This window comes from Candidatus Palauibacter sp. (genome assembly GCF_965216145.1).
In the GTDB taxonomy this organism is placed as follows: domain Bacteria; phylum Gemmatimonadota; class Gemmatimonadetes; order Palauibacterales; family Palauibacteraceae; genus Palauibacter.
Genome location: NZ_OZ244149.1, coordinates 926,190 through 939,020, shown reverse-complemented (window position 1 = coordinate 939,020; position 12,831 = coordinate 926,190). Strand labels below are relative to the sequence as shown.

10 protein-coding genes are annotated in these 12,831 nt (G+C 68.2%); 5 read left to right on the top strand and 5 right to left on the bottom strand.

From position 1 onward, the window contains the following. The first annotated feature begins 6 nt into the window (after positions 1-6). Complete coding sequence (locus ACOOHF_RS04115; protein ID WP_420463491.1) at positions 7-273, top strand: hypothetical protein; 267 nt, start codon at positions 7-9, stop codon at positions 271-273. Next, positions 261-665, top strand: coding sequence for a PIN domain-containing protein (locus ACOOHF_RS04110; RefSeq protein WP_420463490.1), 405 nt, complete (start codon positions 261-263; stop codon positions 663-665). The genes ACOOHF_RS04115 and ACOOHF_RS04110 overlap by 13 nt, the downstream gene beginning before the upstream one ends. A gap of 51 nt (positions 666-716) precedes the next feature. On the opposite strand, the gene ACOOHF_RS04105 is transcribed toward ACOOHF_RS04110, so the two are convergent. From ACOOHF_RS04105 to ACOOHF_RS04095, 3 genes are all read right to left on the bottom strand, one after another. Beyond that, on the bottom strand, positions 717-2,840 hold the full coding sequence (locus tag ACOOHF_RS04105; protein ID WP_420463489.1) for a N,N-dimethylformamidase beta subunit family domain-containing protein: 2,124 nt from the start codon (positions 2,838-2,840) through the stop codon (positions 717-719). Between the two features lie 102 nt (positions 2,841-2,942). Then, positions 2,943-5,045, bottom strand: a complete 2,103-nt coding sequence (locus ACOOHF_RS04100; protein WP_420463488.1) for a N,N-dimethylformamidase beta subunit family domain-containing protein — start codon at positions 5,043-5,045, stop codon at positions 2,943-2,945. A 128-nt stretch (positions 5,046-5,173) separates the two neighbouring features. After that, the gene (locus tag ACOOHF_RS04095; RefSeq protein ID WP_420463487.1) at positions 5,174-6,709 is read right to left on the bottom strand and encodes a calcineurin-like phosphoesterase C-terminal domain-containing protein; all 1,536 of its coding nucleotides are present in this window, start codon (positions 6,707-6,709) and stop codon (positions 5,174-5,176) included. Between the two features lie 73 nt (positions 6,710-6,782). On the opposite strand from ACOOHF_RS04095, the gene ACOOHF_RS04090 reads away from it, so the two are divergent. Continuing rightward, positions 6,783-7,088: a hypothetical protein gene (locus ACOOHF_RS04090; protein WP_419936030.1), complete on the top strand. Its 306-nt coding sequence runs from the start codon at positions 6,783-6,785 to the stop codon at positions 7,086-7,088. Between the two features lie 22 nt (positions 7,089-7,110). Next, positions 7,111-7,863, top strand: coding sequence for a DUF3108 domain-containing protein (locus tag ACOOHF_RS04085; protein ID WP_420463486.1), 753 nt, complete (start codon positions 7,111-7,113; stop codon positions 7,861-7,863). Here the strand turns inward: ACOOHF_RS04085 and ACOOHF_RS04080 are convergent. Both ACOOHF_RS04080 and ACOOHF_RS04075 read right to left on the bottom strand, forming a co-directional pair. After that, positions 7,817-9,439, bottom strand: coding sequence for an alkaline phosphatase family protein (locus ACOOHF_RS04080; RefSeq protein WP_420463485.1), 1,623 nt, complete (start codon positions 9,437-9,439; stop codon positions 7,817-7,819). The genes ACOOHF_RS04085 and ACOOHF_RS04080 overlap by 47 nt on opposite strands. 40 nt (positions 9,440-9,479) lie before the next feature. Then, on the bottom strand, positions 9,480-10,865 hold the full coding sequence (locus ACOOHF_RS04075; protein WP_420463484.1) for a sodium-dependent transporter: 1,386 nt from the start codon (positions 10,863-10,865) through the stop codon (positions 9,480-9,482). 84 nt (positions 10,866-10,949) lie between these two features. On the opposite strand from ACOOHF_RS04075, the gene ACOOHF_RS04070 reads away from it, so the two are divergent. Further along, positions 10,950-11,939: an adenosine deaminase gene (locus ACOOHF_RS04070; protein WP_420464329.1), complete on the top strand. Its 990-nt coding sequence runs from the start codon at positions 10,950-10,952 to the stop codon at positions 11,937-11,939. Positions 11,940-12,831: the final 892 nt, after the last annotated feature.

Genomic DNA, 12,831 nt, shown 5'->3' with positions numbered 1-12,831 from the left:
CGCACCGTGAGCGCGACCGAGGCTGCGAAGAACTTCGGATCGATCCTCGCCGAGGTTCGCGAGCGCGACGCCGTGTACGTCGTGGAGCGGCGCGGAAGGGTGGTCGCGCAGGTCGGCCCGGTGCGCGGACGAGGCCTCACTTTGAGGGAGTTCGCCCGGCTCGTCGCCAAGCGTTCCGGACCCTCCGTGGATGAGGAGTGTCTTCGCGCGATCGAAGAGGGCATTGCAATCTGGAACCGTGAGGAAGTGCCCCGGAGCCCGTGGGAACGCTGATCGACACGAGCGTCCTGATCGCTGTCGAACGAGGCCAGATGGATCCCGGTTTCGCGGTTGGTGCCGCAACGGAGCCGGATGACCCGCTGGCAATGGCCGCAATCACCGCTTCGGAACTCCTGCAAGGGGTTCAGGCGGTCCATGGAATCAGGCGCGTCGCCGCCGAGCGGTCCTTCGAAACGTGGCTTGCCGTGCTCCCCGTGATCCCGTTTGATCTCGAGGTGGCTCGCGTCCACGCGGTCCTGGCCGAGCAGCTTGGTCGTCGCGGCACCCCGATCGGGGCCCACGACCTCATCATCGCCGCGACGGCTGTCAGTGGCGGCTACCGGGTCGCCACGAGGGACCGGCGGAGCTTCGCCAGGGTCGACGGGCTGGAAGTCGAGTACTGGTAGCCCGCCGGGACGTTCCCGCGGGAACGTCCCGGGCAGGCATCGATCGAGGGGTCAGCCGGCCCCGCCCTCGGCTTCGATCATCACGCCCGGAATCTCGAGGTTGCCGCTGTCGTCCACGGCGCGGCTCAGGATCGAGACCTCGGTTCCGGCCGTCGCGGGATTGTACTCGTAACTCCAGTTCGTCCGGCCGTGGGCCGGGTGCCAGGTCTCTCCCCCATCGAGTGACACTTCCACGGCCGCGACCACGCCGCCGCCGGTATCCGCCGCCATCCCGGTGATCGTGACCATGCCGCTCTCCGCATCGGGCGCCGAGGGCGCGTCGAACGACGAGGTCGGGGCGACGTCATCCGTCGAAGCCGCAGCGCGTACCAGATCCGGCTGCATCGTTGCGGGCTGGACGCCCATGTCCGCGAACAGGTTCAGCGTCGCCTGCTGCAGGACGAGGTCCGGTCCGTTCGGGTCCACGCCGACTCGCGTGTCCGAGCCGTTCTGGCGCTCGGGTGGAACCCCCGTCTCCGAATCGTGGTGCGCGTCGAGTCCCCACGACCACTGCAGCGTCCCCGAGCCGAAGACGAGCGCGCCGCTCTCGTGCCGGTACAGGACCGCGTTGTGCGTCGCTGTGCCCGTCTCGCAGCCGCGCCCCGGATGCACGCAGTAGAGCGTGTTGTCGACCGGCGTCGCGGCCACCTGGAAGAGGCCGGGCGGCCGGAAGCCGTTGTCGATGTCCGAGTCCCACTCGTGGCCGAGGATCCCCTTGATCGACACGTAGCGCTCGCCCGGGCTCAGCCGCGCCACCTCCGTGTTGCGCCAGAACCTCAGGCTGGCGAACTCCGCGTCCACGATGATGGGGTCGTTTCGCCACGCGTTCACCGTGAACAGCGTCCCCGTGAGCGCGTTCTCCGGCCACGGGCCCTCGGCGTTGATCGGACGGTGGTCCCGGAATTCTCCCGTCCATTCCACCGGGTCGAGTCGCCGGTGGTCCTGCGAGTCCTTGTAGGTGACGAGGGTCCGGTACGGCTGGCCTGATCCGTCGATGCTCGTCTCCCAGCGCACCTTCCAGTAGACCTCGTTCGAGCTGAAGAAGGCGAGGTGCATCCCCGCCGCGCGGGCCGCCTCCACGTTACGGCGCTGCTGCCCCGTCCAGTACTCGTCGTGCCCCACCGAGAGAAACACCCTGTGCTCGAGCAGTTCCTCGCCGCGCCGGTCCGTGTCGACCCCCGACGAATAACTCACGTCGTACCCGTTGCGCTCCAGCCAGCGGACCATCGGGTACTCGGAGTTGAAGACCATGTTCACGGCGCGGTAGTGCCGCGTCTCGAAGGGTCGGTTGTAGCTCACCTTCGGGGCGCGCGGCGGTCCTCCGTGGAGCCGCAGAAGCGCCGGGTTCAGCCGCCCGTACACGCTGTGGCCGCCGTAGCGGTTGTAGGCCTGCCAGGTGAGGTCCGACGTCTGGAAGAGCATGTCGGACTCGCCGTCGTCGTCGCGCACCACGAAATAGATGTGGCTCGCCCGCGGCTCGCGGAGCCCGTTCCGCATCACCGCCCGGAAGCCCGGGGCCTCCCACAGCGAGTCCTCTCCGGTCGGGGGGAGCGGCGTCGCCCGGAACTGGTCGTTCTTCACCCAGCCGTCGATCGGGTCCTCGCGTACGAGCCGGGCGAAGTAGATGCCCGAGGTCGCGTCGTCGGGCACCTGCCATGAGGCCGACACCGCCCAGTTGCCGCAGTCGACGAGCGGCGCGGGCCACTCCTCCATCCCGCCCCCCTCGGCCAGCACCGGGATCGGACCCCGCAGACACTCGGGCTGGACTTGGGGCAGCGTCGCGGAAGGCTCGAACGAATCCACCCGGCGGGCGCCCATGCCGCCGTAGTAGCCCATGCGGTAGATGTCGATCCGGTAGTCGTCCGAGTCCGTGTCGATCTTGAACTCGATCGTCTGCCCCTGAGCCACCGCGATGTCCGTGCCGAAGCCCTGGATGCTGGGGTCGCCGTAGCTGTTGATGTCCCACTCCGTAGGCGGGTGCCCCTCGAGACAGTTCTCGGCCACGATCTCGTTGGCGGGGTTCACACAAGGATCTCCCGTCGCCGTCCCGAAGGATGAACATGCCGCGAAGAGCGGCAGCGCGGCGGCCGGGAACAGGGGGATGAACGGGCGGAAGCGAGGGCGCGGCGCGATCATGGCGACATCTCCGGGCCGGAGTCGGGATGCGGACGGCCGACCTTCCGGCCGCCCCGTCCCGGAACATGTCCCCGTGTTCAGAAGTCTACAACGGCGGAGGGTTCAGCTTCCCTCGTCCGGTGTCTCCAAGTTGCCGCTGTCGTCCACGGCGCGGCTGAGGATCGACACGTCGTCGCCGGTCATGTCAGGATCCCACGCGTAACTCCAGTTCGACCGGCCGCGGGCCGGGTGCCATGTCATCCCCCCGTCCAGCGACACCTCGACAGCCGCCACGACACCGCCGCCGTCATCCGAGGCCGTCCCGCTGATCGTCATCCTGCCGCTCTCCGGATCGGGCGCTGAGGGCGCGTCGAACGACGAGGTCGGCGGGACGTCATCCGTCGAAGCCGCGGCCGGAACCAGATCCGGCTGCATCGTCGCGGGCTGGACGCCCATGTCCGCGAAGAGGTTCAGCGTCGCCTGCTGCAGGACGAGATCGGGTCCGTTCGGGTCCACGCCGACCCGCGTGTCCATGCCGTTCTGACGCTCGGGCGGGACCCCCGTCTCGGTGTCGTGGTGGGCGTCGAGGCCCCACGGCCACTGCAGCGTCCCCGAGCCGAAGACGAGCGCGCCGCTCTCGTGCCGGTACAGGACCGCGTTGTGCGTCGCCGTGCCCGTCTCGCAGCCGCGTCCCGGGTGGACGCAGTACTGCAGGTTGTCGATCGTGGTCGCGGCGACCTGGAACAGCCCCGGCGGGCGAAACCCGTTGTCGATGTCCGAGTCCCACTCGTGCCCGAGGATCCCCTTGATCGACACGTAGCGCTCGCCGGGCCGGAGCCGCGCGACCTCCGTGTTGCGCCAGAACCTCAGATCGGCGAACTCGGCGTCCACGATGAGGGGGTCGTTCCTCCATGCGTTCACCGTGAACAGCGTCCCCGTGAGCGCGTTCTCGGGCCACGGGCCCTCCGGGTTGATCGAACGATGATCGCGGAACAGCCCCGTCCACTCGACCGGATCGAGCTTCCGGTGATCCTGTGTCTCCTTGTAGGTCACGAACGTCCGGTACGGCGTCCCGGAGCCGTCGATGCTCTCCTCCCAGCGCACCTTCCAGAAGACCTCGTTCGAGCTGAAGAAGGCGAGATGCATCCCGGCGGCGCGCGCCGCCTCCACGTTGCGGCGCTGCTGCCCCGTCCAGTACTCGTCGTGTCCGACGGAGAGGAAGACCCTGTGCTCGAGCAGTTCCTCGCCGCGCCGGTCCGTGTCGACCCCGGACGTGTAACTCACGTCGTAGCCGTTCCGCTCGAGCCAGCGGACCATGGGGTACTCCGAGTTGAAGACCATGTTCACGGCGCGGTAGTGCCGCGTCTCAAAGGGCCGGTTGTAGCTCACCTTCGGCGCGCGCGGGGGTCCCCCGTGGAGCCGGATCCGCTCGGGATTCAGGCGCCCGTACACGCTGTGGCCCCCGTAGCGGTTGTACGCCTGCCAGTTGAGATCCGAGGTCTGGAAGAGCATGTCGGATTCGCCGTCGTCGTCGCGCACCACGAAGTAGATGTGGCTGGCGCGCGGCTCGCGGAGCGCGTTCCGCATCACCGCGTGGAAGCCCGGGGCCTCCCACAGCGAGTCCTCCCCGGTGGGCGGGAGCGGGGTCGCTTCGAACTGGTCGTTCTTCACCCAGCCCTCGACCTGCTCCTCGCGCACGAGCCGCGCGAAGTAGATGCCCGAGGTCGCGTCGGCGGGCGCCTGCCAGGAGGCCGACACCGCCCAGTTGCCGCAGTCGACGAGCGGCGCGGGCCACGTCTCGAGGCCGCCCCCCTCGGCCAGCACCGGGATCGGACCCCGGAGGCACTCGGGCTGGATCTGGGGCAGCGTCGCGGAAGGCTCGAACGAGTCGACGCGACGGGCGCCCATGCCCCCGTAGTAGCCCATTCGGTAGACGTCGATCCTGTAGTCCTCCGAGTCCGTGTCGATCTTGAACTCGATCGTCTCCCCCCGGGCGATCGCGATGTCGGTGCCGAAGCCCTGGATGCTCGGGTCCCCGTAGCCGTTGATGTCCCACTCGGTGGGCGGATGTCCCTCGAGGCAGTTCTCCGCGACGATCTCGTTGGCGGGGGTGGCGCACGCGTCCTCCATGGTCGTCTGCGGGGGAGCGCAGGCGCTCGCGAGGATCAAGGTCGAAGCGGGGAAGGTGAAGAAAAACGGACGGAAGCGCGGGCGTGGCTGGATCATGGCGATATCTCCGGGCCCGGGTAAGCATGCGGACGGCCGACCCTCCAGCCGTCCCCGTCCCCGGAACATGAGCCCGCCGTCGGAAGTCTACAACGCCCGCCTCGCACTGGCGGCCACTCGACTCGGGGTCAGGACAGGCGCAGAAACTCCGAGTAGACGCGGCCGAAGCGGTCCGTCGCCTCTACGCGGACCTCCGCGACGCCGGGTTCGACGGGCGCGTAGAACATGTGGTTCGTGATGCGGGGCTCGACCCACGGCCGGTGCGCGGGGAGGTCGTCGCCCGAGTGCAGTTCGACGCTCAGCGGATCACGTCCCGGGCGGCGGGCCATGAGGCCCCGGGGCTCGCCGTCGGCGAACCAGCGCACGGTCCACTCGGGGTCGGCGTCCCACACATTCGCCACGATCTCGTCCGGCGCTCCCGGGTCGGCCCCCGGTGCGTAGATCCGCATCTGGTGCGTCGCCGCGAATCCGGTGGACTTGTAGCGCCACGAGATCTCCTCGCCCGCCGCTTCGTAGACGCAGTAGCCGTTGGGGGCGCCGTCGTGGCAGATCGGCCCGCTCCACCAGGCCCCGCAGATGGCGCCGGCGACGTGCTCGTGCGTCCCGCTCTCGAACACATGCTCCAGTTCGTGCGTGTGCCCCGTGAGGATGTGCGCGCGGAAGGGCTCCAGCAGCCGGTACAGCGCTTCGCGGTTCATGATCGCGACGGATGCTTCCGGGGAGGCGCGGCCCACTCGCGCGTGGTAGCTGCCGACCGCCGGGATGTGCGTGGCCACGACGACGGGCGCCCCCGGCTCGACCCGGCTGAGATCCGCTTGCAGCCACGTCAGCGCGTCGGCATCGAGGTAGCCGAGGTAGCCGCTCCCGTGCCAGAACACGTCGTCGAGGACCACGTAGTGGACGGCCCCGCGGTCGAACGAGTAGTAGCGTGGCCCGAAGTGGCGTGAGAAGGTGTCCGTCGAGGCCTCGTCCGTGCGGCTCTCCGTATCCAGGTCGTGGTTCCCGATCACCTGGAAGAACGGCACCCCGATGCGCTGCACCGCCCGCTCGTACTCGGGATACAGCTCGAGGTGGTCGAACATGATGTCGCCGTCGGCGATCCCGACGATCGGCACGTCGCCGAGTTCTCCAACGGTACCCTGGAGGTCCGGTACGGACCGCTCGTGGAACCAGCCCATCTCCTCCTCGGTCTCGGTCTGGATGTCGCCCAGGAGCAGGACGGCGTGGCGCTCGTCGGAAACCCCGAGAGGATCGAGATCGAAGGCGACGGACATCTCGCTTCGGGAGGGATCGATGGGCCGGTAGAAACCGGCCGTGCCCGAAGGGTTCGTCGGCACCTGATGGCCAGCCGGGATCCGCGCCCAGACAAAGCCGCGATCCGCCGAGGTCACCATCTCGAAACGGCCATCGGAGTCCGAATCCACGACCTGGAGTCCGTCGGAGACCGCGACGCGTCCGAGGCCCCGCCCGCCGGCGCGGACGATGCCCTGAATCCTCACAGGGGACGCGACGGTGGGCGCGATCCCGGGGTGCTTCGGGAGGGGATCGTAGGGGGCGGCCAGAAGGCGGTCGGCCAAAGCCGCCCACCCGGTCGCGGCGAGGGTCCCGGTTCTCAGGAACGTTCGGCGGTTCAGCATTCGCGGGCTCTCGTCGCTCTCGATCATCTCGTCCTCATCCGGGACCGAACGGTTTCGCCCCGACGGCAGCGGCAGGGTATCGAACACGGGTCACGCACGATTGAACGAGAAGTCACGCCGGCGCAACAAGCGGCTCCGAACCGCGGGGACCGGATCAAGCAGCCTGGCGGTTGAGGCGCTGTATAGATTTCCCGTGCTCGCGCCCGTAGTTCTTCTGGTCCTCATCTACTACGCGGAGCGGGAGCTGCCGAACTATGCGCAACAGGGGATCGCCAAGGCGTTCGACTGCGCGATGGACTTCGCGGTCCCGGCGGCGCTCTCCGTCGAGATTCATCTCGCCGTTCATCGCCGCCGGGTGCGCCGGCCTGCTGGCCGCCGTGCCGCTCTCCGGTCAGGCGGTAGCTGACACTACGGCTGCGGGCGACACCGTGGCGGCCGGCGACACCGTGGCGGCCGGCGAGACCCTGGCGGTGGGCGAGACCATGGAGTTCGGCGTCCAGTTCGGCCCCCTTCAACTCGGGAGCAACCAACTGACCGTCGCGGATAGAGAGACGGTCGACGGGGAGGACATCTACCGCCTCGAGGTTGATTTCGGGGCCCCCATTCCGTTCTTCAGGATCCACGACCGGCAGACAAGCTGGGTGATGCTGGCGCCGCTTCGCTCCCTGCGCTTCGACCGGTTCATCCACGAGGGACGAAAACGCACCAGTTGGCGGGTCCACCTCGATGAGCCCGAGCGGCGGCTGCGCGTCGAACACCTGGACGGTCAGATCGCGGATCCGACGAACCCCGATGCGTCCGATCCACCGCGCGAAGTCATGCTCCCCGAAGCCCCGCTCGATGACGTCGCGATCCTGTACGAAATGCGGCGCCGGATCGCGTCGGGAGAGACCTCTTTCCGCATCGACCGCTACTACCTGGCCGAGGACAGCCCCGCCGCGTTCGAGTTTGAACGCCGGGATCGGACACGAGTCCCCGCGGGACGGTTCGACGTCTACATCCTGCGGGCGGTGATCCCGGGGATGTCGATGTTCAAGCCGGAGTCGGACGCCCGGATCCATGTAGCCGTCGACGCCCCCCACCCCATCGTCATGGTCACGACCGAGACCCAGCACGGACGCCTCACGCTGTACCTCAGGGAATTCCATCCCGGCGACGCGTCGGCGGATCCTCCCTCGTGAAACGAGCCTGGCGCGCCTGCCGCACCTCCCGCTCCGTAATCGCGAACCGCACCACCGGCGATTCCTCCAGCGTCCGGGCGACATCGTCCGGCTCCAGCCCCAGCGCCCCCAGCCGCTCGGGGTCGAGGTACATCTGGTTCTCGGAGCCCTCGTAGAACGCCACCACGCCCGGCCCGCCGGGGTCGACACGTTCGTTCAGCCACGCCGTCACGTCGCCGTAGGTGGCCCACAGGTCGTCGCTCGCGGGGGTGTCGGGCATCCCGTGGTCCGCCGTCACGATCAGGGCCAGCCCGCCGGGACCCGCCTTCGCCTCGAGCGCCTCCACGATCCGACCCAGCCATCCGTCGAGTTCCGCCAGCGTCGCCTCCATCTCGGGGGAGAAGGGGCCGTACTTGTGGGACACGTAGTCCGTGCCCTTGAGGTTGGCGAGGAAGAGGTCCGTGACATCGTCCTCACCGAAGGCGCTTCCTTCGATGAAGGCGACCGCTGCCTCTCCCTCGAATCCCGAGAAAAGGGCCGAACGCCGGGCCTCGCCGTAGCTGTCGAGTTCGTGGCCGAGCCAAAGCCGGTCGACGGCGTCGAGTCGCGGACCGAAGTGGAGTTCGCGGGCCGCCGGCGGAAGCCGAAAACACGCCTCGTTCGTAGTCCAGCCGCCGCTGCCGGAGTCGTAGAAGCTCAGCCACACGGAGTGGCCACCGAGGATGCACCTCCCGTGACCCGCCAGCGCCACCGCGGGGTAGTCCGTACCCCCCTGGACGACGATCTCCGCCCGCCCGCGCGTCGCCACTCCCCAGCGGTCAGCGACCGTAAGCGCCATGAGGTTGCGGGGAGAGGCACCCTCGTACGCGACTGTCGACTGGCCCGTCCGGCGGTCGTACAGCGTGTTGCCCACGATCCCGTGTACCGACGGGTCGGTGCCGGTCGAGAGCGTCGTGTGCGCGGTCGAGGTGTTCGTGGGGACGTAGTCGACTCGGGTCTCCGCAAACCGGGCGGCGCCCGCCGCGAGCCGGGTCAAGTTGGGGAGAAGGTCGGCGTAGCGGTCGAGGTAGTCCGCCCGCATCGCATCCAGCACCAGCACGGCCACGAGCCCCGGGCGGGCCCCCGCGTCGCCCTGCCCGCCGTCGGCTTCGTTCCCGCCGTCCGAGAACGCGGCGCGCAGCGGACGTCCGGTCACGTCGGCTCGCGGCGGCAGCCCGAGCAGCGTGGTCAGCGTTGCCCCGATGTCCTGGTGCGAGGCCGGCCCCCGATACGTGCCGGGCTCGAAGACGCCCGGACCGTAGAGCAGGAGCGGCACCGCGGTGTCATGCGACCACGGGCTGCCGTGCATGTACCGGTAGTCGGGGCCCGGCGACGTGATGATGGCCCCCGGACCGGGGATCACGGCGATATCTCCCACGCGGCCCGGGAAGTATGCGCGGGCCAGCGCCCGCACGATCGCCTCGCGCTCCGGCTCCCCGACGGCAGTGCGCTCTCCGGCGGGGTTCTCCGCCGAACCACCCTCCCCGCAGCCCGCGAAAGCGAGCCCCAGGACCGTCGCCGCGACGAGGTCCCGGGTCCGTGCTGGCGAGCGTCTCAAGGACGTATCCCGGCGCAGGTCGTTTGCGGTCCGGCTCCCGTCAGCTGAAGTCGCGGCCGAGGATCACCGAGATGATGATCGCGCCCACCGCGAGCGGCGCCACCCAGCGGATGAAGAATCGCCACGCTCCGTAGTGGAACCAGCGCGGCTCCGTGCCGTCCAGCAGTTCCCGTTCCGTCGCGTTCCGGGTCATGAACCAGCCGGCCGCGAGCGTGATCGCGAACCCGCCGGTCGGGAGCATCCAGTTCGAGACGAAGTGGTCGACCGTCGAGAACCAGCCGATCTTGCCCGCGAAGATCTCCAGCGTGGCGAGGAAAGGCGTGCCCGTGAACGAGAGCGCCGCGAAGATCGTGAACACGAAGATCGCCCCCCCGCAGAGGAACGTGGCCTTATGCCGCGGGACGCCCCGCTCGTCGATCACGTAACTCGTCACGACCTCGAGCAGCGAGATCGTCGAGGTCAGCGCCGCCAGCGCCACCAGCACGTAGAACAGCGGCCCCAGCACGACGCCGAACGGCACCGCGGTATAGAACAGTTCGGGCAGCGAGATGAAGAGCATCCCCACCGGTGAGCCGCTCACCTGGTCGCTCATCCCCGCCACCGAGAAGATGACGGAGAACATGATGACCGTCGCCACGAGCGCGATCAGCGTGTCGAGCCCCACGATCGCCGCTGAAGCCTTCACGATCGACTGCTTGCGCGAGATGTAGGATCCGTACGTGATCATCGCCCCCATCCCGAGGGAGAGGGTGAAGAAGGAGTGCCCGAGCGCCTCCAGCACGCCGCTCGTTTCCAGCTCCCCGAAGTTGGCGCGGAAGATGAAGCGCAGCGCCTCTCCCGACCCGCTCATCCCCAGCGCGCTCACGAGAAGGAGGAGCAGGATGGCGAACAGGATGGGGAGGAAGATGCGGGCGATGCGTTCGATCCCCTTGCTCACCCCGAAGTAGACGACCCCGATCGTTGCGATGCTGAAGCTGAGCGACAGCATGAGCTGGAGGCCGGCGTTCCCCACCTGCTCGTTGAACAGGTCGCCCGCCGCCATTCCGGCGGGGTAGCCGCCGAACGACCAGCCGATGGACTGGGCGAAGTAGTAGAGCGACCAGCCCGCGATAACCGTGTAGTAGCTGAGGAGGATGAAGCCGGCGAGCACGCCCCAGCCGCCGACGATGCCCCACCAGGGTCCCGCCGCCTCCTTGAGCGCCCCGACCGCGCTCTTCTGGCTGCGGCGCCCGATGAGCAGCTCCGCCATCATGATCGGCAGCCCGACCGCGAGGATGCAGATGAGGTAGACGAGGACGAAGGCCCCGCCGTTGTTCTGCCACGTGATGAACGGGAACTTCCACAGGTTGCCGAGGCCGATCGCGCTGCCCGTCGCGGCCAGCACGAGACCGGCGCTGGAACTCCAGTTATCGCGGGGTTGGCTCATGGGACATGTCCGGTCTGGCGTGGTCGAGTCAGGGGGTCTGCGCCCCGGCGGCGGCGTGCCCGTCTATTGTATCTTGCCCCGATGATGGGCCACCAGACCACGAGCCCCGCGGACGTCATCCGTGACATCCCCAAGGCCGAGTTGCACATCCACGTCGAGGGCTCGCTGGAGCCGGAGATGATGTTCGACCTTGCCCGCCGGAACGGCGTGTCGCTGCCGTACCGGAGCGTCGAGAAGGTCCGCCGGGCGTACGCCTTCGCCAACCTCCAGGAGTTCCTCGACCTGTACTACCAGGGGATGGCGGTGCTCCAGACCGAGGAGGACTTCTTCGCGCTCGCCGACGCCTACCTGCGGCGGGCGGCCGCGGACGGGGTCGTCCACGTCGAGATGTTCTTCGATCCGCAGGCGCACACCGGGCGTGGCGTGCCGCTGGGGACGCTGATGGACGGCCTCGAGCGGGCCATCGTCCGCTCCCGGGAGCGGGGCGTGAGCGTCTCCCTCATCCTCTGTTTCCTGCGTCACCTCACCGAGAGGGAAGCGTTCGAGACGCTGGAGGAGGCCGAGCCGTACCTCGACCGGCTGCTGGGCGTGGGTCTGGACTCGAGCGAAGTGGGCCACCCGCCGTCGAAGTTCGCCCGTGTGTTCGCCGCCGCCCGCGACCTCGGACTGCGGCTCGTCGCCCACGCCGGCGAGGAGGGCCCGCCGGAATACGTGTGGGAGGCGCTGGAGATCCTCGGCGTCGAACGCATCGACCACGGGAACCGCGCCCTGGAGGACGACGCCCTCGTCGCCCGCCTGCGGGACGACCGCATCCCGCTGACGGTGTGTCCGCTGTCCAACCTCGCCCTCCGCGTCGTTGACGACCTCGCCGCCCACCCGATCAGGCGCATGCTCGACCTGGGCCTCCTCGCGACGGTCAACTCCGACGACCCGGCCTACTTCGGCGGCTACATCAACGAGAACTTCCGCCGGGTCGCCGAGGCGGTGGACCTCTCGACTGCGGGGATCGAGACGCTGGCCCGCAACTCGTTAGACGCCTCCTTCGCTGCCCGCTCGCCCCGGGCAGGCGCTTAGCCTGTATTCGGCTCCAAGGAGTACATTCTGTATCCATCACTATTTCTCCAACATGCGAGTAAAGGGCGAATGAGCCACCTGGATCCTTCGATGCGTGCGCGCGTACGGATGCGTCGACTGACTATCCTCTCGACCCGTTCCGTGCCAGCTGGTCCGTATGGCTACGCTGAGGAGCAGCGGCAGCTGTTCTGTGTGGGAGGAGAAAGGGTGCCCATGTCCGCCGCGGGAGACGTGAGCGTACCAGTTGCTCCCGAATCGCTTCCTCCGTGCCCGGACTGCGGCACCCCACATGCGCTGGGAAGTTCACAGTCTGAGAACGTACCTCGACCGCTGAAGTGTTTTGGGTGCGGATCATTGCTCATCGTGGACTCTGTCGATCCTCGTCATGCCGAATCGACGCCGCAAGCTGCGGTTGCGAAGGGAACAGGTGCCTTAGTCAAAGCCGCTTATCTGCACCGACGCATCAGATCCGAGCAAGTCGGAACCACGAGGCTCTGGGGAAGGAATGAGTGGCGGCAAGGCAAAGACGGCCCCGTGCTATTTCGGTCCTACTATCGGCTCCGTGACCAGGCTCGACGCGGTGGCGGCATCACTGCTCTGGATCGGCGTCCTTATCTGACGGCTAAGGAGAGTCAGGCACGGTTCTGGTGGATCGCTGTCTACGGAGAGCAGGATCGCGGGTTGCACCTCTTTCCGAAACACGCGGCCCGCACCATATGCACCAGCCGGGACACGGCTGAAGAGTTGATGCGCCAAATTGTGAAATCGTGGGATGGGTATCCGCCGCCGCACCGCGATCGCTACTGGATTGAATACTCTTACCAGCCTCCGCCGTGGACGCGGCGTGTGATCTGGAAAGGGATACCCGAGAGTACTAAGAGATTGGCGCAGC